The sequence below is a fragment of the Pseudomonas fluorescens genome (genome assembly GCF_001902145.1).
In the GTDB taxonomy this organism is placed as follows: Bacteria; Pseudomonadota; Gammaproteobacteria; order Pseudomonadales; family Pseudomonadaceae; genus Aquipseudomonas; species Aquipseudomonas fluorescens_BV.
Window position 1 is genome coordinate 296114 of the sequence record NZ_MRST01000022.1, and the last position, 25811, is coordinate 321924.

Below are 25811 nucleotides of genomic sequence, written 5' to 3' on the forward strand. Positions count from 1 at the left end.
GACCGCATTCAAAATGTGGGAGCGGGCTTGCTCGCGAAGGCGTCAGCCCAGGCACAGATGAATCAACGGGACTGGATAATGCTCAACCGCTCCCCCACCACCATCTCGGTAATCCAGTCCACCAGGATCGAGGTGTACGCCTGCTGCGACACCGGGTCGCTCAAGGCATGGTCGGCGCCGTCGATGATGCGATGGGTCAGTGAATGGGTCTGCTGGCACGCCGCGCGGTAACTCATGATGGTGGCATGGGGCACATGGTCGTCGGTTTCCGACTCGACAATCAGCACATCGCCGGTAAATTGCGCACAGGCATGCAGGGCACGATTGGTTTCGGCGTGCACGAGGGTGCCGCGGTAATCCATCAGGTCGGCTTTATCCAAGTCGCGCTTGGGCTTGAGCCATTCCTGGTCGCGGTACAGTGCCGGCACACGCAGCGCCAGCCAACGTACCGGGCGCAACGAGGTGAGTATCGCCGCCAGGTAGCCGCCATAACTGGTGCCCACCACCGCCACTGCCGAGGTGTCGATAGCCGGGTGGGACAGCAGGCGGTCGTAGGCGGCCAGCAGGTCGCGCAGGTTGTCTTCGCGGGTGACGCGCGACAAGGGGATGCCGGTGCCAGCATGGCCACGCAGGTCGAAGGTCAGGCACACACACCCAAGGCCCGCGATACCTTTGGCCCGATCCAGGTCGCGCTCCTGGCTGCCGCCCCAACCGTGCACGAACAACACACCGGGTACTTTGGACTTGGGACTGAGGAATGTCCCGCTCATCTGTTCGTCGTCTATATCGATGGTGATGCTCTCGCTTCTAGCCGTCATAAGTCTTGACCGTCACATACTTGAGTAGAAAGTCGCTGTTTTCGGCCGGGCCTCGGTATACCTCGATGGCATCCGCCGGCAGCGCTTGGTCTACATAGGTTTCTACCGAGGACACACGGATGGCCTTCAGGCCCGGATGGTTGATAAAACTCTGCAACGCCGCGACTTCCGCGCTGCTGGCCCCGCCCATGCGCCAGGATTGTTCGAGCACACCACTGCGGCGCTGGCCTGCGCTGTCCAGGCCTTGGGCGATGTCGTAGTTGCGGCGCGAGGCGAAGAAGCCCGGGTAGGCCTCATTCGCAGCACGGTCGAAAACCAGCGCCTGTTCGATGGCCTCACGCACGTCATCAGGCAGATCCAGTTTGAGCAGCGCTGCGTAATCACCGGGAACGACCAGCAGATCGGAACCGCCGTAGACCTTTTCCCCTTGCCCGTCTTGCGTCAGGTGCTGCTCGCCGCAGTAACTCAAAAGGTGATCGCCGATAACACTCTGGCCCACACTGTGGGTGACCACATCGTGCAGGTCTTGTTCCAGCACGACGCCTTCATCGAACATTCTGGCCGCTTCCGGGCGCGCCAGTATCGCGTCGAACTCATCCAGGCTGTGGATAACTTCCTGGCCCCTTCCTGCACAGGCGTTTACGGGTTTCAGACGAATCGGGCCGCTGTAGAGCAAGCGGGTCGCGGCAGGCCGTGCATCCTCAAGGGCGAACACGCTCACACCGTCCAACACCACGTCACGCACACGCTCGCAGAATGACGGCGACCAGCCTTCGGGCGCCTTGGCCTCGGGACTCAGCAGGCCGTGACTGATGGCTTTGGTGCAGATGAAAGCGTGATCGACATAGCCGCCCCACAGATCTTGTGGCCCCTTGATATTGAGCTGGCGCGCTTGGGCGGGCCCGACCAGGGTTTGCGTGGGCAGCAGGTACAGTTCCCGACTCGCATGCAGGGCTGGGTCGTAACTGCCACCGAACTTGAGCCCCAGGATCTGCGCCAGCCAGCGTGCGAGGGCTCGGTTGGTTTCGATTTCATGCAGGGGCGCACCTTCTCTCATCGAGTGGGCAACCACCCACTTCTTGGGACTTATGGGGGTCATGCGTTCCCCTTTCTATCAGCCGTTGTGTATCAAGAGGGGTGCATGGATCAGGCCAACGCTGGGCTTGAGCGGATGGTTGTTAAATCAATCAGTTGCGCAAAAAGTGATGGCCGTTAGCCTGTTTTATTCTGCACGACCGCAGGTCAATCCTACGGCGTTCTGCACGATTCAAACCCCAAAGCGGTTGCGGTAATCGCTGGGAGACAGGCCGGTGATTTTTTTGAACATGGCGCGAAAGGCGCTGGGGTCCTGATAGCCCACGGTCCAGGCAATGTGATCGATCGTGCCGTTGGTGAACTCCAGCATCTGCCGCGCCTTGCCGACCCGCAGGTGCTGGCAGTACTCGGTGGGTTTCAAGCCGGTGGCGTTGCGAAAGCGCCGCAAGAACGTGCGCTCTTCCAGGTTCGCCTCCTGCGCCATCGCCGCCACGGACACATCCACCGCGCCACTGGCTTGCAGCCAATGCTGGACCTTGAGGACCGCACCATCACCATGCCTGAGAATCGGCGCAAAATTGCTACCGCACTGGCTGGCGCTGGCGCTGTGTTCGATCACCAGAAAACGCGCCGTGTCGGCTGCAATGCTCGGGCCCATCAATCGGTCGACCAGGCGCAGGCCCAGTTCCGACCAGGCCATCAGCCCCGCGGAAGTGATCAGGTCGCCGTCATCGACAATGGGTTTATCCGCTTCCAGGCGCACCGCCGGGTAACAGGCCGCAAAGGACTTCGCGGAAGACCAGTGAGTGGTGGCGCTGCGGCCATCCAACAGGCCGCTGCGCGCCAGCATGATAGAGCCTATGCACACGCCGCCCAGCACGGTGCCGGCTGCATGTTGCTGGCGCAGCCATTGCAGCAGCGCAGGCGGCGCCTGGTCTTCGGTGAACTCGGCAATCGAGGGTGGCACCAGCACGGCCATCATCGGTTGGTCGGGGCCGGGGTGACTATCGAACGCGCGGACGGGCGTGCCATGGGCATCTACCTGCCAGTGGCTGACCCGCAGCAGCGGTAGTTGCGCAGATTCATGCTCGGCGGCGATGCGGTTAGCGACCCCGAACAGGTCGGTCAGCCCGTGGACTGCGGCGAGTTGCGCGCCCTGGTAGATCAACACACCCAGCTCGACAGTGCTGCGTTGCGCGGCCATTGTCAGTTTTCCCCCTGTTATTGTCGGTGCAGCCAATTCTCGGTGTGATCGACAGCTAAGATACTAGGCCCATCAACCCATCACGAGGCAACACACATGGCCAAGCAGGCGCTCATCCTAATCGATATCCAGAACGACTACTTCCCCCTGGGCAAGTGGCCGCTCGACGGCGTGGAAGCCGCAGCGGACAAGGCGGCGCAGGTGCTAAAGGCGTTTCGGCAGGCAGGCGATGCAGTGATTCATGTACGCCATGAGTTCGCTGGCGACGACGCACCGTTCTTCACACCGGGCTCCGAAGGCGCGCACTTGCACGCCAAGGTGCTCAACGAGGGCGATGAACCGGTGGTGCTCAAACACTTTGTGAATGCGTTTCGCCAAACCAACCTGCGCCAATTGCTGGAACAGCGCAGCATCACCGACGTGGTGGTGGTGGGCAGCATGAGCCATATGTGCGTTGACGCCGTGGTGCGGGCGGCAGCGGACCTAGGCTACAAGGTTACGGTGATCCATGATGCCTGCGCGACCCGCGACCAGGAATTCAACGGCCAGGTGATTGCGGCGGCGCAGGTGCACGGGGCGTACATGGCCTCCCTGGCATTTGGCTATGCGGAAGTAGTGTCTGCAGAGGAATATCTGAAAGCCCAAGCAGCGGCTGCGTGACCACCGCCCGGGCTGATCGCTTTAGCGTGTGGCGATGATGAACAGCCGCGGAAAGGGCAACAACACCGTGCCATCGGCCAGGGCTGGATAAGCCTGGGTAATTCGCGCCTGGTATTGCTGCAGGAAGGCGGCTTTTTCATCGTCCGTCAACGGCGCAAGAAAAGGCCGCAATGCCGAAGCCTTGAACCACTCCACCACCGCCGCGTGGTCCGCCAACGGGTGTTGATAGGTGGTGCGCCACACATCCACGGTAGTGCAATGCTTGCTCAGCAGTTCGTAGTAGTAACTGGCGGTGTGCCGTTCATTGTGTTTGACCGCCCCGATCTTTGCCGACCATGGGCCATCGGCCGCGACTTCTCGCGCAAGACGATGGGCGGGCTCGTCAAGGTTGTCCGGGGTTTGCACCGCCAGCGTACCGCCTGGGTTCAGTTGGTGGACCAAGTGCGGGTAGAGCGTGGCGTGGTCGGGCAGCCATTGCAGCGAGGCATTGGCCAGGATCACATCCAAGCGTTGCGCAGGATGCCAGGCGCCGATGTCTGCCAGCTCGAAGTTCAACCTGGGTAGGCGTTTGCGGGCGTCCACCAACATGTCATCGGAGCTGTCCATACCCGTGACCTCTGCTTGGGGGAAACGCTCGGCCAGTACTTCGGTGGAGTTCCCCGGCCCGCACCCCAGGTCGACTGCGGTGCCCACGTCGGTGTTAGGAATTGCCGCAACCAGGTCACGGACGGGGCGAGTGCGCTGCTGTTCGAACATCGTGTACTGCTTGGCGGACCAGGTCATCACAGCCTTCCTTCTTTCTTAGAGGTGGCGACAGACTAAATCGTGTGAGCCATGAGAACAAATGCTGGGGTGGGTGTGCTGCCTGTACAAAGGCATCCCGTGCGCGACGCATGGGCGTCGTCTATAAAAAACCCCCGATGCTTTCGCTATCGGGGGTTTTGTTTGTTCAGGGTCGGTCTTGGACCTTAGAACGGGATATCGTCATCAAAGCTGTCGAAATCCTGAGCTGGTTGCGGAGCAGCCTGTTGTGGCGCTGGGCGCGACTCACGCTGTGGCTGCTGGCTTGGCTGCGGACGCGACTGCTGTGGGCGCGGCGCCGAGTTGGACATGCCGCCCTGGCCCTGTTGGTCGCCCTGTGGACGGCCGCCCAGCAGTTGCATGGTGCCTTGCATGTCGACCACGATTTCGGTGGTATAACGCTTGATGCCGTCTTTTTCCCACTCGCGGGTTTGCAGTTTGCCTTCGATGTACACCTGCGAACCTTTGCGCAGGTATTCACCGGCGATCTCTGCGACCTTGCCGAACATCGACACGCGGTGCCATTCGGTCTTCTCGACCTTCTGGCCGGTCTGCTTGTCGGTCCACTGTTCGCTGGTCGCCAGGCTCAGGTTGGTCACGGCGTTACCGTTAGGCAAGTAGCGAACTTCGGGATCCTGGCCGCAAGTACCGACCAATATGACTTTGTTAACCCCACGGGCCATAACGTTCTCCTAGGCTGGGCGCGCTGTCGGCACTGGGTTGACCAGTTGCTCGAGCGTCGCGCGATCCAATAATTCGGTGTCCAATTTGATGTAAATCGCAGCTTCTTCTGCGACCACTACTGCGTCCGTTACTCCAACGACGGCCTTCAGGCGCTCGGCCAAGCCAGCTTCGCGGCTCGCTTCAGGCGATAACGGCAAGCGTAGGCTCGTCACATACGGAGGTTCGCGCATGGTAACAGCAAAGACCAGCCAAAGTGCAGCCAGCGCGGCGCATCCGAGAAACACAACCGACAAACCGCCATGCTGGAACATCCAGCCGCCCATGATGCCGCCTAACGCGGAGCCCAGGAACTGGCTGGTGGAATACACCCCCATGGCCGTGCCCTTGCCGCCTGCCGGTGAAACTTTACTGATCAGCGACGGCAACGACGCTTCGAGCAGATTGAAGGCAGTGAAAAACACCACCGTACCGATCACCAGTGCGCGCAGGCTGTCGCCGAACTGCCAGAAGAATAGTTCAGTGAGCATCAATGTCGCGACGGCGCCGAGTAAAACTCGTTTCATTTTGCGTTTCTTCTCGCCATAGATGATGAACGGGATCATGGCGAAGAACGAAATCAACAGCGCAGTGAGGTAGACCCACCAGTGCTGCTCCTTGGGCAGGCCGGCTTTTTCCACCAGGGCCAGGGGCAAGGCGACGAAGCTGCACATCAGCATGGCGTGTAATACGAAGATACCTAAATCCAGGCGCAGCAGGTCTGGGTGCTTGAGCGTCGGCAACAGCGCCTGGCGCGCGACGCCGGACTCACGATGCTGCAACGTGCCGGTGGAGCGCGGCACCATAAAGGCCACGATCAGGATGCCAAACAACGCCATGCCGCCCGTGGCCAGGAACAGCCCATGCAAGCCGAACGCACGCGTGAGCAAGGGGCCGACCACCATGGCCACGGCAAACGACAGGCCGATGGTCATGCCGATCATCGCCATGGCCTTGGTGCGGTGTTGTTCGCGGGTCAGGTCCGAGAGCAGCGCCATCACGGCGGCGGAAATCGCACCGGCGCCCTGCAGGATGCGACCGGCAATCACGCCCCAGATGGAATCGGACTGGGCCGCTAGCACACTGCCAAGGGCGAATACGATCAGCCCGAGATAGATCACCGGACGGCGGCCAATGCGGTCGGAAATAATCCCGAACGGGATCTGGAAAATCGCCTGGGTCAGGCCATAGGCACCAATCGCCAGGCCGATCAAGGCGGGGGTCGCGCCTGCGAGATCCATCCCATAGGTGGCCAGCACCGGCAGCACCATAAACATGCCCAGCATACGGAAGGCGAACACCAGGGCCAGACCGCTTGCCGCTCGGGTCTCGTCGCTACTCATGCGTTCGCTGTGGGGATCGTGCATGGAAAAACCTCGTGTGAACCGGCGGCGATTCTACCAGTCCCATCGATTGAGAGGGTATATGCGGCGCTTTGCCGCGCAGCTTTCATGTAAGGCTGCAAGCGGCGTTTTGACAGTGTATATTCATCCAGTCTTTAGCCGTATACTCCGGCATCATTTACGCCCGCCGTGCGAGGCCATCTTGGACAAGATCCTGATTCGTGGGGCTAGAACCCACAACCTGAAGAACATCGACCTGACCCTGCCCCGGGACAAACTGATCGTCATCACCGGCTTGTCCGGCTCCGGCAAATCGTCCCTGGCGTTCGACACGCTGTATGCCGAAGGTCAGCGTCGCTATGTGGAATCGCTGTCGGCCTACGCGCGGCAGTTCCTGTCGATGATGGAAAAGCCCGATGTCGACACCATTGAAGGCCTGTCGCCGGCTATTTCCATCGAGCAGAAATCCACGTCCCACAACCCACGCTCCACTGTGGGTACCATTACCGAGATCTACGACTACCTGCGCCTGCTCTACGCACGCGTGGGTATCCCCCGCTGCCCGGACCACGATATCCCCCTGGAAGCCCAGACCGTCAGCCAGATGGTTGACCTGGTGCTGGCCCAGCCCGAAGGCGCCAAGCTGATGCTGCTGGCGCCCGTCATTCGCGAGCGCAAAGGCGAACACCTCTCGGTCTTCGAAGAGCTGCGTGCCCAGGGCTTCGTGCGTGCGCGCATCAACGGCAAGCTCTATGAGCTGGACGAAGCGCCGAAGCTGGACAAGCAGAAAAAGCACTCCATTGATGTGGTGGTCGACCGATTCAAGGTGCGCGCCGACTTGCAGCAGCGTTTGGCGGAATCGTTCGAAACCGCGCTGAAGCTGGCCGATGGCATTGCCCTGGTAGCGCCGATGGATGACGAGCCGGGCGAAGAGATCATCTTCTCCGCACGCTTCGCTTGCCCGATATGTGGCCATGCCATCAGCGAGCTGGAACCCAAACTGTTTTCCTTCAACAACCCGGCCGGCGCCTGCCCGACTTGCGACGGCCTGGGTGTGAAGCAGTTTTTCGATATCAAGCGCCTGGTCAATGGCGAACTGACCTTGGCCGAGGGGGCGATACGCGGATGGGACAGGCGTAACGTCTACTACTTCCAGATGCTTGGGTCGTTGGCCTCCCACTACAAGTTCAGCCTGGAGGTACCGTTCAACCAACTCCCGGCAGACCAGCAGAAGGTCATTCTAAATGGCAGCGGTTCGCAGAATGTCGACTTCAAATACCTGAACGATCGCGGCGATATCGTCAAGCGCTCGCACCCGTTCGAAGGCATCGTGCCGAACCTGGAACGCCGTTACCGTGAAACCGAATCGGCGAGCGTGCGCGAGGAGCTGGCGAAGTTCCTCAGCACACAGCCATGCCCGGATTGCCGTGGCACGCGCCTGCGCCGTGAAGCCCGGCATGTATGGGTGGGCGAGAAGACCCTGCCGGCAGTGACCAACCTGCCGATCGGCGATGCCTGTGAATACTTTGGCGTGCTGAAGCTGACCGGTCGTCGTGGAGAAATTGCCGACAAGATCCTCAAGGAGATTCGCGAGCGATTGCAGTTCCTGGTCAACGTGGGCCTGGACTATCTCTCGCTGGACCGCAGCGCCGATACCCTGTCTGGCGGTGAGGCACAGCGCATTCGCCTGGCCAGCCAGATCGGCGCCGGCCTTGTGGGCGTGCTGTATATCCTCGACGAGCCGTCGATTGGCTTGCACCAACGGGATAATGACCGCCTGCTGGGCACGCTGAAACACCTGCGCGATATCGGCAATACCGTGATCGTGGTCGAGCATGATGAAGATGCTATCCGCCTGGCGGACTACGTGGTCGATATCGGCCCCGGCGCGGGCGTGCATGGTGGCCATATCGTTGCTGAAGGCACGCCTGCCGAGGTGATGGCACATCCTGATTCACTGACCGGCAAATACTTGTCCGGCCGTGTGAAGATTGAAGTACCCGCCAAGCGAACGCCGCGTAACAAGAAGATGGCGCTGCATCTCAAGGGCGCGCGCGGGAACAACCTGCGCAATGTCGACCTGGAGATTCCGCTGGGCCTGCTGACCTGCGTGACCGGTGTTTCCGGTTCGGGCAAGTCGACGCTGATCAACAACACCCTGTTCCCACTGAGTGCCACCGCCCTGAACGGCGCGACCACGCTGGAAGCGGCAGCACATGACAGCATCAAGGGCCTGGAGCATCTGGACAAGGTGGTCGACATCGACCAGAGCCCGATTGGGCGTACGCCTCGCTCCAACCCAGCCACCTACACCGGGCTGTTTACCCCTATCCGTGAGTTGTTCGCTGGCGTGCCAGAGTCGCGCTCACGGGGTTATGGGCCGGGCCGGTTCTCGTTCAACGTCAAGGGTGGGCGCTGCGAAGCGTGCCAGGGCGATGGCCTGATCAAGGTGGAGATGCACTTCCTGCCGGACATCTACGTGCCGTGCGATGTGTGCAAGAGCAAGCGCTACAACCGCGAGACCCTGGAGATCAAGTACAAGGGCAAGAGCATCCATGAAACCCTGGAGATGACGATCGAGGAAGCTCGCGAGTTCTTCGACGCGGTGCCGGCGTTGGCGCGCAAGCTGCAGACGCTGATGGATGTGGGCCTGTCGTACATCAAGCTGGGGCAATCAGCGACCACGCTGTCGGGTGGCGAGGCGCAGCGGGTCAAGCTGTCTCGCGAGCTGTCCAAGCGCGATACCGGCAAAACCTTGTACATCCTCGATGAGCCGACCACTGGCCTGCACTTCGCGGATATCCAGCAATTGCTGGACGTGCTGCACCGCTTGCGGGACCACGGCAATACCGTGGTGGTGATCGAGCACAACCTTGATGTGATCAAGACTGCCGACTGGCTGGTAGACCTGGGGCCAGAAGGTGGTTCGAAGGGTGGCCAGATCATCGCAGTGGGCACGCCGGAGCAGGTTTGCGAAATGCCTCAATCGCATACCGGTTACTACTTGAAACCGTTGCTGGAACGCGACCGGGCCTGATTTTTTCATCGCCCAATAAAAAGCCCCTGTCACTTTCCGGTGACAGGGGCTTTTTTGTAACCGGGAATCAGAACTGCGATTGCAGATAATTCTCCAGGCCGATCAACTTGATCAGGCCCAACTGCTTTTCCAGCCAGTAGGTGTGATCTTCTTCGGTGTCATTCAACTGCACCCGCAATATTTCCCGGGTGACATAGTCGTTGTGCTGTTCGCAAAGCTCGATGCCCTTGCAGAGTGCGGCACGGACCTTGTACTCAAGGCGAAGGTCGGCGGCAAGCATGTCAGGCACTGTAGTACCCACGTCCAGATCATCAGGACGCATACGCGGCGTGCCTTCGAGCATCAGAATGCGGCGCATCAGGGCGTCAGCGTGCTGTGCCTCTTCTTCCATTTCGTGGTTGATACGCTCATAGAGCTCGGTAAAGCCCCAGTCTTCGTACATACGCGAATGGATGAAATATTGGTCACGAGCTGCCAGTTCGCCCGTCAGCAACGTGTTGAGGTAATCGATTACGTCGGGGTGACCTTGCATCGCCCTACATCTCCCTGCTTGAAAGACTGTAGTTTGAACCATGCTGACTTGAAGGTCACGGGACAAACGGCAGAAAAGCGAAGATTTCCGGAGAAAAGTAACTGAAATAACGCAAAAACCGCCCAAATGAGGGCGGTTCTGCTTATCGTTTAGAGTCAGTTAAGCGATACACCCAGTGCCTTTGCGATTGCTTCTCCATAAGCCGGGTCGGCCTTATAGAAGTGTTGCAATTGACGCTGGACCACATCACTGGAAACGCCACCCATTGCACCGGCGATGTTATTGGTGAGCAGGGCTTTCTGCTCATCATTCATCAAACGGAACAGCGCACCGGCGTGGCTGTAGTAGTCCGTATCTTCGCGGTGATCATAACGATCGGCAGCACCGCTCAGGGCCAGTGCCGGCTCTGCGTACTGCGGGGCTTGCTTGGGCGCGTCGGCATAGCTGTTTGGCTCGTAGTTCGGAGCCGCCCCACCGTTGCTGCCGAAAGCCATGGAACCGTCACGCTGGTAGCTGTTAACCGGGCTACGTGGCGCGTTCACCGGCAGTTGCTGGTGGTTAGTGCCCACACGGTAGCGGTGAGCATCGGCGTAGGCGAAAACCCGGCCTTGGAGCATACGGTCTGGCGACAGGCCAACGCCTGGGACCATGTTGCTTGGGCCAAATGCCGCCTGCTCAACTTCTGCGAAGTAGTTCTGCGGATTGCGGTTGAGCTCCAGCTCACCCACTTCAATCAACGGGAACTCTTTTTGTGACCAGGTCTTGGTCACGTCAAACGGGTTCTCGTAATGAGCGTTTGCCTGAGCCTCAGTCATGATCTGGATGCAGACGCGCCATTTCGGGAAATCACCGCGCTCGATCGCACCAAACAGGTCACGCTGGGCATAGTCAGGATCGGTACCTGCCAGGCGTGCAGCCTCGGCCGGCGCCAGGTTCTTGATGCCTTGCTTGGTCTTGTAGTGCCATTTCACCCAGTGCCGTTCGCCCTTGGCGTTGATCAGGCTGTACGTGTGGCTGCCGAAGCCGTGCATGTGGCGATAGCCGTCTGGGATGCCGCGGTCCGAAAACAGAATGGTGACCTGGTGCAATGCCTCAGGGGAGTGCGACCAGAAATCCCACATCATCTGCGCGCTTTTCAGGTTGCTCTGGGGCAGACGTTTCTGGGTGTGGATAAAATCCGGGAATTTCAGCGGATCACGAATGAAGAACACAGGGGTGTTGTTACCCACGATGTCCCAGTTGCCTTCCTCGGTGTAGAACTTCAAGGCGAAGCCACGTGGATCGCGCTCAGTGTCAGCCGAACCACGCTCCCCCCCTACCGTGGAGAAACGCAGGAACGTAGGCGTCTGCTTGCCAACGGACTCGAACAATTTGGCGCTGGTGTATTGGGTAATGTCTTTTGTCACCGTGAAGGTACCGAAGGCACCCGAACCTTTGGCGTGCACGCGACGCTCAGGGATGTTTTCACGGTTGAAGTGAGCGAGCTTCTCGATCAGGTGAAAATCGTCGAGCAGCAAGGGGCCACGAGGGCCGGCGGAACGTGAGTTCTGATTGTCCGCAACGGGCGCGCCGCTGGCGGTGGTAAGGACTTTATTCTGGCTCATGCGCATCTTCCTCAGGTCGGGCTTGGAACTGCCGGCTAATCGGCTTGGAGGGAGTATTGACCATCCACATGACACCTACAAATTCATTAAATTGTAGGCTTCAATAGAAAATAACTACCAACATGCCCGACGCTCATAGTGAAGCGTGTCGCCTGGAGATTCTTGTACGGAACGCGCTTTTGTTGCGCGCACAAAAAACCGGGCACTAGGCCCGGTTCTTCGTTGCAGCTTGTCGTATTACTCGGCGCTTACAGCTTCGCCGGCAGTAGCACGATCAACCAACTCGACGTACGCCATAGGCGCGTTGTCGCCAGCGCGGAAACCGCACTTGAGGATGCGCAGGTAGCCACCCTCACGGGTAGCGTAACGCTTGCCCAGGTCGTTGAAGAGCTTACCAACGATAGCTTTCGAACGAGTACGGTCGAAAGCCAGACGGCGGTTAGCCAGGCTGTCTGTCTTGGCCAAAGTGATCAGCGGCTCAGCAACGCGACGCAGTTCTTTAGCTTTCGGCAGTGTAGTTTTGATCAGCTCGTGCTCGAACAGCGACACCGCCATGTTTTGGAACATGGCCTTGCGGTGCGAGCTGGTACGGCTCAGGTGACGACCACTTTTACGATGACGCATGGTTCATTCCTTACCAAACTCACGTTCGGTGATTACGACGATCAGGCAGTCGCCTTGTCGTCCTTCTTAAGACTTGCAGGCGGCCAGTTGTCGAGGCGCATGCCGAGGGACAGACCGCGGGAGGCCAGAACGTCCTTGATTTCAGTCAAGGATTTCTTGCCCAGGTTCGGAGTCTTCAACAGTTCTACTTCGGTGCGCTGGATCAGGTCACCGATGTAGTAAATGTTTTCCGCCTTAAGGCAGTTAGCCGAACGTACAGTCAGTTCCAGATCGTCAACCGGGCGAAGCAGGATCGGATCGATCTCGTCTTCCTGCTCGATTACCACTGGTTCGCTGTCACCTTTGAGGTCGACGAACGCAGCCAACTGCTGTTGCAGAATGGTTGCAGCGCGGCGGATAGCCTCTTCAGGATCCAGGGTCCCGTTGGTTTCCAGATCAATAACCAGCTTGTCCAGGTTAGTACGCTGCTCGACACGGGCGTTTTCCACCACGTATGCGATACGGCGAACCGGGCTGAACGAAGAGTCAAGCTGCAAGCGACCAATGCTGCGGCTTTCGTCTTCATCGCTCTGACGCGAGTCGGCCGGTTCATAACCACGACCACGAGCTACAGTGAGCTTCATGTTCAGGGCGCCGTTAGACGCCAGGTTAGCGATTACGTGATCGGGGTTAACGATCTCGACATCATGATCCAGCTGAATATCGGCAGCGGTAACCACCCCCGAACCCTTCTTCGACAAGGTCAGCGTAACTTCGTCACGGCCGTGCAGCTTGATAGCCAGACCTTTAAGGTTCAACAGGATTTCAATTACGTCTTCCTGTACACCTTCGATGGCGCTGTACTCGTGGAGCACACCGTCAATCTCGGCCTCGACTACTGCACAGCCGGGCATTGAGGACAACAGGATGCGGCGCAGCGCGTTGCCCAGGGTGTGGCCAAAACCACGCTCGAGAGGCTCGAGAGTAATTTTGGCGCGGGTTGGACTGACAACCTGCACATCAATGTGGCGGGGTGTCAGGAACTCATTTACCGAAATCTGCATGGATGCACCTATTTTCTAGCCCTTACTTGGAGTAGAGCTCGACAATCAGGCTTTCGTTGATGTCGGCGGACAGATCACTGCGAGCAGGAACGTTCTTGAAAACGCCCGACTTCTTCTCAGTGTCTACTTCTACCCATTCTACGCGGCCACGTTGGGCACACAGATCGAGAGCTTGGACAATGCGAAGTTGGTTTTTTGCTTTCTCGCGAACTGCGACCACGTCACCAGCACGAACCTGGTAGGACGGAACGTTTACGGTCTGACCGTTAACGCTGATCGACTTGTGCGATACCAGCTGACGGGATTCGGCACGAGTCGAACCAAAGCCCATACGGTATACAACGTTGTCCAGACGGCATTCGAGCAGTTGCAGCAGGTTTTCACCGGTTGCACCTTTCTTGCCAGCAGCTTCTTTGTAGTAGCCGCTGAACTGACGCTCGAGAACGCCGTAGATACGACGGACCTTCTGCTTTTCACGCAGTTGGGTGCCGTAGTCGGACTGGCGACCGCGGCGTTGGCCGTGGATACCAGGTGCTGCTTCAATGTTGCACTTCGATTCGATCGCGCGCACGCCGCTCTTCAGGAAGAGATCGGTGCCTTCGCGACGAGCGAGTTTGCATTTTGGACCAATGTAACGAGCCATTCTTTACAATCTCCTGGATTACACGCGGCGCTTCTTCGGCGGACGGCACCCGTTGTGCGGGATTGGCGTCACGTCGGTGATGCTGGCGATCTTATAGCCACAGCCGTTCAAAGCACGGACAGCAGACTCACGACCTGGACCTGGACCTTTGACGTTAACGTCGAGGTTTTTCAGGCCATATTCCAGCGCAGCTTGACCAGCACGTTCAGCAGCTACTTGAGCAGCAAACGGGGTGGACTTGCGGGAACCGCGGAAACCCGAACCACCGGAGGTAGCCCAAGAAAGCGCGTTACCTTGACGGTCGGTGATGGTCACGATGGTGTTGTTAAAAGATGCATGGATGTGGGCGATGCCATCAACCACTGTCTTTTTAACTTTTTTACGAGGACGAGCAGCAGGTTTTGCCATGATAATTTTCCTGTCGATTCGCTGGGGCGATTACTTGCGGATCGGCTTACGCGGACCTTTACGGGTACGCGCGTTAGTCTTGGTACGCTGACCGCGTACTGGAAGACCACGACGATGACGCAGACCGCGATAGCAACCGAGGTCCATCAAACGCTTGATTTTCATGTTGATTTCGCGACGCAGGTCACCTTCAGTGGTGAACTTCGCCACTTCGCCACGCAGCTGTTCAATCTGCTCGTCGCTCAGATCCTTGATCTTAGCGGCTGGGTTTACCCCAGCAACTGCGCAAATTTTCTGCGCAGTAGTGCGACCAACACCATAGATGTAGGTCAGCGAGATAACAGTGTGCTTGTTATCTGGAATGTTAACGCCTGCAATACGGGCCATTCAGTGGGACTCCAATTGACAGCTACCTACGCCCCGGAAGCCAAGAAATAGGGCGCGAGATAATATCGCTGTAATAACAAATAATCAACCCGGCAGCGCACTAGCTGCCGGGCTTCAAGCGGATCACACTCAGCCTTGGCGCTGTTTGTGACGCGGTTCCGCGCTGCAAATTACTCGAACAACACCTTCGCGGCGAATAATCTTGCAGTTACGGCACAGCTTTTTCACCGATGCACGAACTTTCATCACCAACTCCTCGAACCTTATGGGGTACTCAGCGCAACATGCCGCTGCCGTAGCCCTTCAGGTTGGCTTTCTTCATCAGGGATTCGTACTGGTGCGAAACGAGGTGCGATTGTACTTGGGACATGAAGTCCATCACAACCACGACCACGATCAGCAACGAGGTCCCGCCAAGGTAGAACGGAACGTTTGCTGCAACCACCAGGAACTGGGGCAACAAGCACACGGCCGTCATATATAGAGCACCGAACAGGGTCAAACGAGTCAGAACGCCATCAATATAGCGTGCCGACTGCTCACCTGGACGGATGCCCGGAATAAAGGCACCGGACTTCTTCAGGTTTTCCGCTACGTCTTTCGGATTGAACATCAACGCCGTATAGAAGAAGCAGAAGAAAATAATCCCTGCACTAAACAGCAGAATATTCAACGGCTGACCAGGAGCGATCGACTGAGAGAGGTCCTGCAGCCAGCCCATATTTTCAGACTGACCAAACCAGGTACCCAACGAAGCCGGAAACAGCAATATGCTGCTCGCGAAAATTGCCGGAATAACACCGGCCATATTCACTTTCAGCGGCAAGTGGCTGGTCTGCGCAGCAAAGACCTTACGGCCCTGCTGACGCTTGGCGTAGTGAACAGCAATACGACGCTGGCCACGCTCAATGAACACCACAAAACCGATAATCGCTACTGCCAGCAAACCGATGGCAACCAGGGCGAAGATATTGATATCACCCTGACGTGCAGACTCGAAAGACTGCCCGATTGCTCTCGGAAGACCGGCGACGATACCTGCGAAAATCAACATCGAGATACCGTTACCAACACCACGCTCAGTAATCTGCTCACCCAGCCACATCATGAACATCGCACCAGCCACAAAAGTGGATACCGCGACGAAATGGAAGCCAAAGTCACCAGTGAACGCAACGCCCTGCCCTGCCAGGCCAACGGACATGCCGATAGCTTGAACCAGGGCCAGGACGACAGTGCCGTAGCGGGTGTACTGGCTAATCTTGCGACGGCCAGCTTCACCTTCCTTCTTCAACTGCTCCAGCTGCGGGCTGACGGCTGTCATCAACTGCATGATGATCGATGCCGAGATGTACGGCATGATCCCCAGTGCAAAGATACTCATCCGCTCCAGCGCGCCGCCGGAAAACATGTTGAACAAGCTAAGAATGGTCCCCTCATTCTGTCGAAACAGGTCTGCGAGTCGGTCCGGGTTGATACCTGGAACCGGGATGTGTGCGCCTATTCGGTAGACGATAATCGCCAGGAACAGAAAACGCAGACGAGCCCAAAGTTCAGACATACCGCCTTTGCCGAGCGCTGAGAGAGCACCTTGCTTAGCCATTTATTCCTCGAACTTGCCGCCAGCTGCTTCGATAGCCGAACGCGCACCTTTGGTGGCGCCGATTCCCTTGCCGATAGTGACAGCGCGAGTCACTTCACCGGACAGCATGATTTTCACACGCTGTACGTTGACGTTGATCACGTTGGCATCTTTCAGGGTCTGCACAGTAACGATGTCGCCTTCCACTTTAGCCAGCTCGGACAGACGCACTTCTGCGCGATCCATGGCTTTCAGGGATACGAAACCGAACTTAGGCAGGCGACGATGCAGCGGCTGTTGACCGCCTTCAAAGCCTGGAGCGATGGTGCCACCGGAGCGGGAGGTCTGACCTTTGTGACCACGGCCACCAGTCTTACCCAAACCGCTACCGATACCACGGCCCGGACGATGCTTTTCGCGACGGGAACCCGGCGCTGGACTCAGATCATTGAGTTTCATCGATTAACCCTCTACACGCAGCATGTAGTAAGCCTTGTTGATCATCCCGCGATTCTCGGGAGTATCCTGGACTTCTACAGTGTGACCGATGCGACGCAGACCCAAACCTTTAACACACAGTTTGTGGTTAGGGATGCGGCCGGTCATGCTTTTGATCAGCGTTACTTTAACGGTAGCCATGATCAGAAGATCTCCTTGACAGTCAGACCACGCTTGGCAGCGATGGACTCAGGAGATTGCATAGCTTTCAGACCCTTGAAAGTGGCGTGAACCACGTTTACTGGGTTAGTCGAGCCGTAGCACTTGGCCAGAACGTTCTGAACGCCAGCAACTTCGAGGACAGCACGCATAGCGCCGCCAGCGATGATACCGGTACCTTCAGAAGCAGGCTGCATGTACACCTTCGAAGCGCCGTGAGCGGACTTCATTGCGTACTGCAGAGTGGTGCCGTTCAGATCAACTTGGATCATGTTGCGACGAGCAGCTTCCATTGCCTTCTGGATCGCGGCAGGCACTTCACGTGACTTGCCACGGCCGAAGCCAACACGCCCTTTACCATCACCCACCACGGTCAACGCGGTGAAAGTGAAGATACGGCCGCCTTTAACGGTTTTGGCTACGCGGTTAACTTGAACCAGCTTCTCAATGTAGCCTTCGTCGCGCTTTTGGTCGTTATTTGACATAACTTAGAACTCCAGCCCAGCTTCACGAGCAGCATCAGCCAGCGCTTTCACGCGGCCATGGTACTTGAAGCCAGAGCGGTCGAAAGCCACTTGCGAGACGCCAGCGGCCTTAGCACGCGTAGCGACCAGCTGGCCAACCTTTGTGGCCGCGTCGATGTTGCCAGTGGCACCATCACGCAGTTCTTTATCCAAAGTCGAGGCGCTTGCCAGGACTTTGTTGCCGTCGGCCGAGATGACCTGGGCGTAGATGTGCTGCGACGAGCGGAACACGCAGAGACGCACGACTTCGAGTTCGTGCATTTTCAGGCGTGCTTTGCGAGCGCGACGCAGTCGAGTAACTTTTTTGTCGGTCATTTGCTATGCCCTACTTCTTCTTGGCTTCTTTACGACGGACGACTTCGTCCGCGTAGCGCACACCTTTGCCTTTGTACGGCTCTGGTGGACGGAAGTCGCGGATCTCAGCGGCCACTTGACCTACCAGCTGCTTGTCGATGCCCTTGATCAGGATATCGGTCTGGCTAGGAGTCTCAGCAGTGATGCCCGCTGGCAGTTCGTAATCCACTGGGTGCGAGAAGCCAAGGGCAAGGTTCAAAACCGTGCCTTTTGCTTGCGCTTTGTAACCAACACCGACCAGCTGGAGCTTACGCTCGAAGCCTTGGCTTACGCCTTGGACCATGTTGTTTACCAACGCACGCGTGGTACCGGCCATTGCGCGAGTTTGTTGATCGCCATTGCGAGCAGCGAAACGCAGCTCACCAGCTTCTTCAACGATCTCAACGGACGAATGGATGTTCAGTTCAAGAGTACCCTTGGCACCCTTCACCGAAAGCTGTTGGCCTGCGAATTTGACTTCGACACCGGCTGGCAGCTTAACGGGGTTCTTAGCGACGCGAGACATGCTTATCCCCCCTTAGAACACAGTGCAAAGAACTTCGCCGCCGACACCGGCAGCGCGCGCAGCACGATCCGTCATCACACCTTTGTTGGTGGAGACGATAGACACGCCCAGACCGCCACGAACTTTCGGCAGATCTTCAGCGGACTTGTACTGACGCAGGCCTGGACGGCTAACGCGCTTCACTTCCTCAATGACCGAACGGCCTTCGAAGTACTTCAGCTCGATGGACAGCAGTGGTTTGATTTCGCTGCTGATCTGATAACCCGCAATGTAGCCTTCGTCTTTCAGGACTTTGGCAACAGCTACCTTCAACTTGGAAGATGGCATGCTTACGACGGACTTTTCAGCCATCTGGGCATTACGGATACGAGTTAGCATGTCCGCTAACGGGTCCTGCATACTCATGGGCTAGACGCTCCTAATACAAAAAAATTAGCCTTGCGGCTACATATGTCGCCGAGAATCTCCGAGCACAAAAAACACGGGCTCAGGCGAGCCGCGTATTTTAGACATACTCCAGAAATGAAACAAGCCCCAAAAGGGGCTTGATCCAGATTCAAGGTCACCGGCGGTCAGTATCTTGCGATTCCGACCACCCGGACGTTGAAAGTACTTACCAGCTGGCTTTAACCAGACCAGGTACGTCACCACGCATTGCCGCTTCACGCAGTTTGTTACGGCCGAGGCCGAACTTGCGGTAAACGCCGTGTGGACGACCGGTCAGGCGGCAGCGGTTACGCATGCGCGAAGCGCTTGCGTCACGTGGCTGCTTCTGCAGAGCAACTGTAGCTTCCCAACGCGCTTCTGGACTTGCGTTCAGATCAACGATGATTGCTTTCAGTGCTGCACGCTTCTTGGCGTACTTGGCAACCGTGAGCTGACGCTTCAGCTCGCGGTTTTTCATGCTCATCTTGGCCATGGTCCTACTCCAATCAGTTGCGGAACGGGAATTTGAAAGCACGCAACAGGGCGCGACCTTCATCATCGTTCTTGGCAGTGGTGGTCAGGGTGATGTCCAGACCGCGGAGAGCATCGATCTTGTCGTAGTCGATTTCCGGGAAGATGATCTGCTCTTTCACGCCCATGCTGTAGTTACCACGACCATCGAAGGACTTGGCATTCAGGCCGCGGAAGTCGCGAACCCGAGGCAGGGAGATCGACAGCAGACGATCCAGGAATTCGTACATACGCTCACGGCGCAGAGTCACTTTGACGCCGATCGGCCAACCTTCACGGACTTTAAAGCCAGCGATGGATTTCCGAGCGTAAGTCACAACGACTTTTTGACCGGTGATCTTTTCCAGGTCGGCAACAGCGTGCTCGATGACTTTTTTGTCGCCGATCGCTTCGCCCAGACCCATGTTCAGGGTGATTTTGGTGACGCGCGGAACTTCCATCACGTTCCCGAGCTTAAGTTCTTCCTTAAGCTTAGGGGCGATTTCCTTCCGGTAAATCTCTTGTAGTCGTGCCATGGTCTAATCTACCTAGCAGTGTTCAAGCATCAACCGCTTTTTGGGTCGACTTGAAGACACGAATTTTCTTACCGTCTTCTACTTTGAAACCAACGCGGTCAGCCTTGTTGGTTTCGCCGTTGAAGATGGCGACGTTAGAAGCGTCCAGCGGAGCTTCTTTCTCGACGATACCGCCCTGCACGCCCGACATCGGGTTTGGCTTGGTATGACGCTTGACCAGGTTCAGACCACCGATAACCAGACGGTTATTAGCGAGAACCTTAAGCACCTTACCGCGCTTACCTTTGTCTTTGCCGGCGATCACGATGATCTCGTCGTCACGACGAATCTTTTGCATGTCGGATCTCCTTACAGCACTTCTGGGGCGAGCGAGACGATCTTCATGAACTTCTCAGTACGAAGTTCACGGGTCACTGGCCCAAAGATACGGGTGCCGATCGGCTCTTGCTTGTTGTTCAGAAGAACAGCAGCGTTGCCATCAAAGCGGATAATGGAGCCATCAGCACGACGTACGCCGTGACGAGTGCGGACTACAACAGCAGTCATCACTTGGCCTTTTTTCACCTTACCGCGAGGAATTGCTTCCTTCACGGTAACCTTGATGATGTCACCGATACCAGCGTAACGACGATGGGAGCCACCCAGCACCTTGATGCACATAACACGGCGAGCGCCACTGTTATCGGCCACATCGAGCATGGATTGAGTCTGAATCATATAATTTCTCCGACCCCTAGTCCTTAGACTTCCACAGCGCGTTCGAGAACATCAACCAGTGCCCAAGACTTGGTCTTGGCCATCGGACGAGTTTCACGAATAGTGACTTTGTCGCCGATGTGGCACTGATTGGTTTCGTCGTGCGCGTGCAGCTTAGTCGAACGCTTAACATATTTACCGTAGATCGGGTGCTTAACGCGACGCTCGATCAAAACGGTGATGGTTTTGTCCATCTTGTCGCTGACAACACGGCCAGTCAGCGTACGGACAGTCTTTTCGGCTTCAGCCATGATCACTTACCTGCCTGCTGGTTGAGCACAGTCTTCACGCGAGCGATGTCACGCTTAACTTGCGAGAGCAGATGAGACTGCCCCAACTGGCCAGTTGCTTTCTGCATACGCAGATTGAACTGGTCGCGCAGCAGGCCGAGCAGTTGCTCGTTCAGCTGCTGTGCGGATTTTTCACGAAGTTCATTCGCTTTCATCACATCACCGTCCGTTTAACAAAGGAGGTGGCGAGCGGCAGCTTTGCAGCAGCCAGGGCGAAAGCCTCACGCGCCAGCTCTTCAGAAACACCCTCGATTTCATACAGGACTTTGCCTGGCTGAATCTGGGCTACCCAGTATTCCACGTTACCCTTACCTTTACCCATCCGAACCTCGAGAGGTTTTTTGGAGATCGGCTTGTCCGGGAATACACGGATCCAGATCTTGCCGCCACGTTTTACGTGACGGGTCAGAGCACGACGCGCTGACTCGATCTGACGAGCGGTGAGACGACCACGAGCTACAGACTTCAGCGCGAACTCGCCGAAGCTGACTTTGCTACCGCGCTGAGCCAGACCACGGTTGTGGCCTGTCATCTGCTTGCGGAACTTCGTACGCTTAGGTTGCAACATTTGGCGTACCCCTTACTTAGCAGCTTTTTTACGAGGCGCTGGTGCTTGTGGTTTCAGTTCTTCTTGGCGACCACCAATTACTTCGCCTTTGAAGATCCAAACCTTTACACCGATCACACCGTAAGTGGTGTGAGCTTCGTAGTTGGCATAGTCGATGTCGGCACGCAGGGTGTGCAGTGGCACACGACCTTCGCGATACCATTCAGTACGTGCGATTTCAGCACCGCCGAGACGACCGCTCACTTGGATTTTGATGCCTTTGGCACCAATGCGCATGGCGTTCTGTACGGCGCGCTTCATAGCGCGACGGAACATTACGCGACGCTCCAGCTGCTGAGCTACGCTCTGCGCAACCAGCATACCGTCGAGCTCCGGCTTGCGGATCTCTTCGATATTGATGTGCACAGGCACACCCATTTGCTTGGTCAGGTCCTGACGCAGTTTCTCAACATCTTCACCTTTCTTCCCGATAACGATACCTGGACGAGCGGTGTGGATGGTGATACGTGCAGTTTGGGCCGGACGATGGATATCGATACGGCTTACGGACGCGCTTTTTAGTTTGTCTTGGAGATACTCACGCACCTTCAGATCAGCGAACAAGTAGTCCGCATAAGTCCGACCGTCTGCGTACCAGACGGAGGTGTGCTCCTTGACGATTCCCAGGCGAATGCCAATGGGATGTACTTTCTGACCCATCTCTTCGACTCCGTTACTTGTCAGCAACCTTGACAGTGATATGGCAAGACCGCTTGACGATGCGATCAGCACGGCCTTTGGCACGTGGCATGATGCGCTTCAGCGAACGCCCTTCGTTGACGAAAACGGTGCTGACCTTCAGGTCATCAACGTCTGCGCCTTCGTTATGCTCGGCGTTGGCTACGGCCGACTCCAGCACTTTCTTCATGATCTCGGCGGCTTTCTTACTGCTGAAAGCCAACAGGTTGAGCGCTTCGCCCACCTTCTTCCCGCGGATCTGGTCGGCGACCAAGCGGGCTTTCTGGGCGGAGATTCGAGCGCCCGACAACTTAGCGGCTACTTCCATTTCCTAACCCCTTAACGCTTGGCTTTCTTGTCTGCCACGTGCCCACGATAAGTGCGGGTACCGGCAAACTCGCCCAGTTTGTGGCCGACCATGTCTTCGTTAACGAGAACTGGGACGTGTTGACGACCGTTGTGTACTGCGATGGTCAGACCGACCATTTGTGGCAGGATCATCGAACGACGCGACCAGGTCTTAACTGGTTTGCGATCGTTCTTTTCCGCCGCCACTTCGATCTTCTTCAGTAGGTGAAGATCAATAAAAGGACCTTTTTTCAGAGAACGTGGCACTGTCGTATCCCTCTATTTACTTGCGACGACGGACGATCATTTTGTCGGTACGCTTATTACCACGAGTCTTCGCGCCCTTAGTCGGGAAGCCCCATGGCGATACCGGATGACGACCACCAGAGGTACGACCTTCACCACCACCGTGTGGGTGGTCAACCGGGTTCATGGCAACACCACGAACGGTTGGGCGAACGCCACGCCAGCGTTTGGCACCAGCTTTACCCAACGAACGCAGGCTGTGCTCGGAGTTCGAGACTTCGCCCAGGGTCGCACGGCATTCAGCCAGTACTTTACGCATCTCACCAGAACGCAGACGCAGGGTCACGTAGACACCTTCACGAGCGATCAGCTGAGCCGAAGCACCAGCGGAACGAGCGATCTGTGCGCCTTTACCTGGCTTCAATTCGATGCCGTGTACGGTGCTACCAACTGGAATGTTACGCAGTTGCAGAGCGTTGCCCGGCTTGATCGGCGCCAGAGCACCTGCGATCAGCTGGTCGCCAGCACTCACGCCTTTAGGGGCGATGATGTAGCGACGCTCGCCATCTGCGTACAGCAGCAGAGCGATGTGAGCAGTACGGTTTGGATCGTATTCGATACGCTCGACAGTGGCAGCGATGCCATCTTTGTCGTTGCGACGGAAGTCGACCAGACGATAATGCTGCTTATGGCCACCACCGATGTGACGAGTGGTAATACGACCATTGTTGTTACGACCACCAGACTTCGATTTTTTCTCGAGCAGCGGTGCGTGAGGAGCGCCTTTATGCAGCTCCTGGTTGACCACCTTGACCACAAAACGGCGGCCAGGGGAAGTCGGTTTGCATTTAACGATTGCCATGATGCACCCCTTCCTTACTCAGCACTGCTGCTGAAATCGAGATCTTGGCCTGGCTGAAGGGAGATAACTGCCTTCTTCCAGTCATTACGCTTGCCCAGACCGCGAGCAGTGCGCTTGCTCTTACCCAGAACATTCAGGGTAGTAACACGCTCTACTTTCACGCTGAACAGGCTTTCGACGGCCTTCTTGATTTCCAGCTTGGTTGCGTCAGTTGCAACCTTGAAAACGAACTGGCCTTTCTTGTCAGCCAGAACCGTAGCCTTTTCGGAAACGTGCGGGCCAAGCAGAACTTTAAATACGCGTTCCTGGTTCATCCCAGCAGCTCCTCGAATTTCTTCACGGCCGACACGGTGATCAACACCTTGTCGTATGCGATCAGACTAACTGGATCGGAACCTTGCACGTCACGTACATCAACGTGTGGCAGGTTGCGAGCAGCCAGGTACAGGTTCTGATCAACAGCTTCAGACACGATCAAAACGTCGGTCAGGCTCATGTTGTTCAGTTTGCCCAGCAGATCTTTGGTTTTTGGACTTTCAACAGCGAAGTCCTGAACCACGACCAGACGATCAGTACGCACGAGTTCAGCAAGGATGGAGCGCAGAGCTGCGCGGTACATCTTCTTGTTGAGCTTCTGAGAGTGATCCTGTGGACGAGCTGCGAAAGTGGTACCGCCGCCACGCCAGATTGGGCTACGGATAGTACCGGCACGAGCACGGCCAGTGCCTTTCTGACGCCAAGGGCGCTTACCGCCACCACGCACGTCGGAACGGGTCTTTTGCTGCTTGCTACCTTGACGGCCGCCGGCCATGTAGGCCACGACTGCTTGGTGAACGAGCGTCTCGTTGAATTCGCCGCCAAATGTCAGTTCGGAAACTTCGATCGCTTGAGCGTCATTTACATTTAATTGCATGTCAGCTTCCCCTTAACCGCGAGCCTTGGCCGCTGGACGTACAACCAGGTTGCCGCCAGTAGCGCCAGGAACAGCACCCTTGACCAACAACAGATTGCGTTCAGCGTCGACGCGCACTACTTCGAGGGACTGCACGGTCACGCGCTCAGCGCCCATATGACCGGACATTTTTTTGCCCTTGAATACACGACCAGGAGTCTGGCACTGGCCAATAGAGCCCGGGACGCGGTGGGAAACGGAGTTACCGTGAGTGTTGTCTTGACCACGGAAATTCCAACGCTTGATCGTACCCTGGAAGCCTTTACCCTTGGACTGACCGGTTACATCAACCAGTTGACCAGCGGCGAAGATTTCAGCGTTGATCAGATCGCCAGCCTGGTAGTCGCCATCTTCAAGACGGAACTCCATAACAGTGCGACCAGCTGCAACGTTTGCTTTAGCGAAGTGACCTGCTTGAGCAGCAGTCACGCGCGAAGCACGACGCTCGCCGACAGTGACTTGCACTGCACGATAGCCATCGGTTTCTTCAGTTTTGAACTGGGTGACGCGATTCGGTTCGATCTCAATGACCGTGACCGGAATGGAGACACCTTCTTCGGTGAAAATACGGGTCATACCGCATTTACGACCGACTACACCAATAGTCATGTTGTAAACCTCATGAGTGTACGGGGCTTTCACCCGCTATGGCCGCCCATTTCAGAGCGTTACACGACTAAGACCCAAGTCTTAGCCGAGGCTGATCTGTACTTCCACACCGGCCGCCAGATCGAGCTTCATAAGTGCATCAACGGTTTTATCCGTTGGCTGGACGATGTCCAGTACGCGCTTATGAGTACGGATCTCGTACTGGTCACGCGCGTCTTTGTTGACGTGCGGGGAGACCAGAACGGTGAACCGCTCTTTACGGGTAGGCAGTGGAATTGGACCACGCACTTGAGCACCAGTACGTTTCGCGGTTTCCACGATTTCCTGGGTGGATTGGTCGATCAGGCGATGGTCAAAAGCCTTCAACCTGATACGGATTTGCTGATTTTGCATTGGATTTCAGACTCCGGCTGCTATTCCCACCGGGCGCAATACGCCCGTTAAAAGGAGGCGCAATTCTATAGACGCCCTAGATAGGTGTCAACCCAATAAAAAAGCCCCCGCTAAGCG

Annotated in this window: 38 protein-coding genes; 2 read left to right on the forward strand and 36 right to left on the reverse strand. The window is 57.0% G+C overall.

The genetic code is table 11. The annotated features are described in order from the left end of the window. Positions 1-62 precede the first annotated feature (62 nt). The 3 genes from BUE92_RS11465 to BUE92_RS11475 form a co-directional block, all read right to left on the reverse strand. The gene (locus BUE92_RS11465; RefSeq protein ID WP_073523763.1) at positions 63-818 is read right to left on the reverse strand and encodes an alpha/beta hydrolase family protein; all 756 of its coding nucleotides are present in this window, start codon (positions 816-818) and stop codon (positions 63-65) included. After that, positions 808-1917: a DUF3182 family protein gene (locus tag BUE92_RS11470; RefSeq protein WP_073523765.1), complete on the reverse strand. Its 1110-nt coding sequence runs from the start codon at positions 1915-1917 to the stop codon at positions 808-810. Before BUE92_RS11470 ends, BUE92_RS11465 begins: the two co-directional genes overlap by 11 nt. Before the next feature lie 168 nt (positions 1918-2085). Next, positions 2086-3057, reverse strand: coding sequence for a GlxA family transcriptional regulator (locus tag BUE92_RS11475; protein ID WP_073523768.1), 972 nt, complete (start codon positions 3055-3057; stop codon positions 2086-2088). A gap of 96 nt (positions 3058-3153) precedes the next feature. Here BUE92_RS11475 and BUE92_RS11480 point away from each other — a divergent pair, with 96 nt between their 5' ends. Then, positions 3154-3717 (forward strand): cysteine hydrolase family protein, encoded by a 564-nt coding sequence (locus BUE92_RS11480; RefSeq protein WP_073523770.1) that lies wholly within the window; start codon positions 3154-3156, stop codon positions 3715-3717. 21 nt (positions 3718-3738) lie between these two features. Here BUE92_RS11480 and tam read toward each other — a convergent pair whose 3' ends face one another. The 3 genes from tam to BUE92_RS11495 form a co-directional block, all read right to left on the reverse strand. Further along, the gene (gene tam, locus BUE92_RS11485) at positions 3739-4500 is read right to left on the reverse strand and encodes a trans-aconitate 2-methyltransferase (RefSeq protein WP_073523773.1); all 762 of its coding nucleotides are present in this window, start codon (positions 4498-4500) and stop codon (positions 3739-3741) included. Between the two features lie 185 nt (positions 4501-4685). Further along, positions 4686-5201 (reverse strand): single-stranded DNA-binding protein, encoded by a 516-nt coding sequence (locus BUE92_RS11490; RefSeq protein ID WP_020302451.1) that lies wholly within the window; start codon positions 5199-5201, stop codon positions 4686-4688. A 9-nt stretch (positions 5202-5210) separates the two neighbouring features. Further along, complete coding sequence (locus BUE92_RS11495) at positions 5211-6605, reverse strand: MFS transporter (RefSeq protein WP_073523775.1); 1395 nt, start codon at positions 6603-6605, stop codon at positions 5211-5213. 178 nt (positions 6606-6783) lie between these two features. On the opposite strand from BUE92_RS11495, the gene uvrA reads away from it, so the two are divergent. Continuing rightward, the gene (uvrA, locus tag BUE92_RS11500) at positions 6784-9618 is read left to right on the forward strand and encodes an excinuclease ABC subunit UvrA (RefSeq protein WP_073523777.1); all 2835 of its coding nucleotides are present in this window, start codon (positions 6784-6786) and stop codon (positions 9616-9618) included. A 67-nt stretch (positions 9619-9685) separates the two neighbouring features. Here the strand turns inward: uvrA and bfr are convergent, their stop codons facing one another. The 30 genes from bfr to rpsJ form a co-directional block, all read right to left on the reverse strand. Next, on the reverse strand, positions 9686-10150 hold the full coding sequence (gene bfr, locus BUE92_RS11505; protein ID WP_003176400.1) for a bacterioferritin: 465 nt from the start codon (positions 10148-10150) through the stop codon (positions 9686-9688). 155 nt (positions 10151-10305) lie between these two features. Next, positions 10306-11754 (reverse strand): catalase, encoded by a 1449-nt coding sequence (locus BUE92_RS11510; protein WP_073523779.1) that lies wholly within the window; start codon positions 11752-11754, stop codon positions 10306-10308. Between the two features lie 237 nt (positions 11755-11991). Further along, entirely contained in the window at positions 11992-12378 is a 387-nt protein-coding gene (gene rplQ / locus BUE92_RS11515; protein WP_003176402.1) for a 50S ribosomal protein L17, read from the reverse strand. A 41-nt stretch (positions 12379-12419) separates the two neighbouring features. After that, positions 12420-13421 (reverse strand): DNA-directed RNA polymerase subunit alpha, encoded by a 1002-nt coding sequence (locus tag BUE92_RS11520; protein WP_003176403.1) that lies wholly within the window; start codon positions 13419-13421, stop codon positions 12420-12422. Between the two features lie 22 nt (positions 13422-13443). Then, positions 13444-14064, reverse strand: coding sequence for a 30S ribosomal protein S4 (gene rpsD / locus BUE92_RS11525; protein WP_003176404.1), 621 nt, complete (start codon positions 14062-14064; stop codon positions 13444-13446). 18 nt (positions 14065-14082) lie between these two features. Continuing rightward, on the reverse strand, positions 14083-14472 hold the full coding sequence (gene rpsK / locus BUE92_RS11530; RefSeq protein ID WP_002555466.1) for a 30S ribosomal protein S11: 390 nt from the start codon (positions 14470-14472) through the stop codon (positions 14083-14085). Positions 14473-14502: 30 nt separating this feature from the next. Then, positions 14503-14859, reverse strand: coding sequence for a 30S ribosomal protein S13 (rpsM, locus tag BUE92_RS11535; RefSeq protein WP_003194635.1), 357 nt, complete (start codon positions 14857-14859; stop codon positions 14503-14505). A 129-nt stretch (positions 14860-14988) separates the two neighbouring features. Then, positions 14989-15105, reverse strand: a complete 117-nt coding sequence (rpmJ, locus tag BUE92_RS11540; protein WP_002555468.1) for a 50S ribosomal protein L36 — start codon at positions 15103-15105, stop codon at positions 14989-14991. A 28-nt stretch (positions 15106-15133) separates the two neighbouring features. Beyond that, entirely contained in the window at positions 15134-16462 is a 1329-nt protein-coding gene (secY, locus tag BUE92_RS11545) for a preprotein translocase subunit SecY (protein ID WP_003194637.1), read from the reverse strand. Beyond that, positions 16463-16900, reverse strand: coding sequence for a 50S ribosomal protein L15 (gene rplO, locus BUE92_RS11550; RefSeq protein ID WP_003176407.1), 438 nt, complete (start codon positions 16898-16900; stop codon positions 16463-16465). Between the two features lie 3 nt (positions 16901-16903). Beyond that, complete coding sequence (gene rpmD, locus BUE92_RS11555) at positions 16904-17080, reverse strand: 50S ribosomal protein L30 (RefSeq protein WP_003176408.1); 177 nt, start codon at positions 17078-17080, stop codon at positions 16904-16906. Positions 17081-17082: 2 nt separating this feature from the next. Next, positions 17083-17583 carry a 30S ribosomal protein S5 gene (gene rpsE / locus BUE92_RS11560; protein WP_003176409.1) on the reverse strand — a complete coding sequence of 167 codons (501 nt, stop codon included), beginning with the start codon at positions 17581-17583 and terminating at the stop codon, positions 17083-17085. Between the two features lie 3 nt (positions 17584-17586). Next, positions 17587-17937: a 50S ribosomal protein L18 gene (rplR, locus tag BUE92_RS11565; protein ID WP_003186037.1), complete on the reverse strand. Its 351-nt coding sequence runs from the start codon at positions 17935-17937 to the stop codon at positions 17587-17589. A 10-nt stretch (positions 17938-17947) separates the two neighbouring features. Then, the gene (rplF, locus tag BUE92_RS11570; protein WP_003194640.1) at positions 17948-18481 is read right to left on the reverse strand and encodes a 50S ribosomal protein L6; all 534 of its coding nucleotides are present in this window, start codon (positions 18479-18481) and stop codon (positions 17948-17950) included. 12 nt (positions 18482-18493) lie between these two features. After that, complete coding sequence (gene rpsH / locus BUE92_RS11575; RefSeq protein ID WP_003176413.1) at positions 18494-18886, reverse strand: 30S ribosomal protein S8; 393 nt, start codon at positions 18884-18886, stop codon at positions 18494-18496. A 208-nt stretch (positions 18887-19094) separates the two neighbouring features. Continuing rightward, positions 19095-19400 carry a 30S ribosomal protein S14 gene (gene rpsN / locus BUE92_RS11580; protein ID WP_003176414.1) on the reverse strand — a complete coding sequence of 102 codons (306 nt, stop codon included), beginning with the start codon at positions 19398-19400 and terminating at the stop codon, positions 19095-19097. A 13-nt stretch (positions 19401-19413) separates the two neighbouring features. Further along, complete coding sequence (rplE, locus tag BUE92_RS11585) at positions 19414-19953, reverse strand: 50S ribosomal protein L5 (protein WP_003194642.1); 540 nt, start codon at positions 19951-19953, stop codon at positions 19414-19416. 22 nt (positions 19954-19975) lie between these two features. Then, positions 19976-20290: a 50S ribosomal protein L24 gene (gene rplX, locus BUE92_RS11590; protein ID WP_003176416.1), complete on the reverse strand. Its 315-nt coding sequence runs from the start codon at positions 20288-20290 to the stop codon at positions 19976-19978. 11 nt (positions 20291-20301) lie between these two features. Beyond that, the gene (gene rplN, locus BUE92_RS11595; RefSeq protein WP_002555479.1) at positions 20302-20670 is read right to left on the reverse strand and encodes a 50S ribosomal protein L14; all 369 of its coding nucleotides are present in this window, start codon (positions 20668-20670) and stop codon (positions 20302-20304) included. Between the two features lie 23 nt (positions 20671-20693). Beyond that, complete coding sequence (gene rpsQ / locus BUE92_RS11600; protein ID WP_003194644.1) at positions 20694-20960, reverse strand: 30S ribosomal protein S17; 267 nt, start codon at positions 20958-20960, stop codon at positions 20694-20696. Between the two features lie 2 nt (positions 20961-20962). Then, entirely contained in the window at positions 20963-21154 is a 192-nt protein-coding gene (gene rpmC / locus BUE92_RS11605) for a 50S ribosomal protein L29 (RefSeq protein ID WP_002555481.1), read from the reverse strand. Next, positions 21154-21567: a 50S ribosomal protein L16 gene (gene rplP / locus BUE92_RS11610; protein ID WP_003176421.1), complete on the reverse strand. Its 414-nt coding sequence runs from the start codon at positions 21565-21567 to the stop codon at positions 21154-21156. The genes rpmC and rplP overlap by 1 nt, the downstream gene beginning before the upstream one ends. 12 nt (positions 21568-21579) lie before the next feature. Beyond that, positions 21580-22266, reverse strand: a complete 687-nt coding sequence (rpsC, locus tag BUE92_RS11615) for a 30S ribosomal protein S3 (protein WP_003176422.1) — start codon at positions 22264-22266, stop codon at positions 21580-21582. Between the two features lie 13 nt (positions 22267-22279). After that, complete coding sequence (gene rplV / locus BUE92_RS11620) at positions 22280-22612, reverse strand: 50S ribosomal protein L22 (protein ID WP_003103908.1); 333 nt, start codon at positions 22610-22612, stop codon at positions 22280-22282. 11 nt (positions 22613-22623) lie between these two features. After that, on the reverse strand, positions 22624-22899 hold the full coding sequence (rpsS, locus tag BUE92_RS11625) for a 30S ribosomal protein S19 (RefSeq protein ID WP_002555486.1): 276 nt from the start codon (positions 22897-22899) through the stop codon (positions 22624-22626). A gap of 16 nt (positions 22900-22915) precedes the next feature. After that, positions 22916-23740, reverse strand: coding sequence for a 50S ribosomal protein L2 (rplB, locus tag BUE92_RS11630; protein WP_003186055.1), 825 nt, complete (start codon positions 23738-23740; stop codon positions 22916-22918). A 14-nt stretch (positions 23741-23754) separates the two neighbouring features. Next, the gene (gene rplW / locus BUE92_RS11635) at positions 23755-24054 is read right to left on the reverse strand and encodes a 50S ribosomal protein L23 (RefSeq protein WP_002555488.1); all 300 of its coding nucleotides are present in this window, start codon (positions 24052-24054) and stop codon (positions 23755-23757) included. After that, positions 24051-24653 carry a 50S ribosomal protein L4 gene (gene rplD / locus BUE92_RS11640; protein ID WP_003176424.1) on the reverse strand — a complete coding sequence of 201 codons (603 nt, stop codon included), beginning with the start codon at positions 24651-24653 and terminating at the stop codon, positions 24051-24053. Before rplD ends, rplW begins: the two co-directional genes overlap by 4 nt. Positions 24654-24665: 12 nt before the next feature. Next, positions 24666-25301, reverse strand: coding sequence for a 50S ribosomal protein L3 (gene rplC / locus BUE92_RS11645; RefSeq protein WP_003194649.1), 636 nt, complete (start codon positions 25299-25301; stop codon positions 24666-24668). An 81-nt stretch (positions 25302-25382) separates the two neighbouring features. Next, positions 25383-25694 (reverse strand): 30S ribosomal protein S10, encoded by a 312-nt coding sequence (rpsJ, locus tag BUE92_RS11650; RefSeq protein ID WP_003186070.1) that lies wholly within the window; start codon positions 25692-25694, stop codon positions 25383-25385. Positions 25695-25811: the final 117 nt, after the last annotated feature.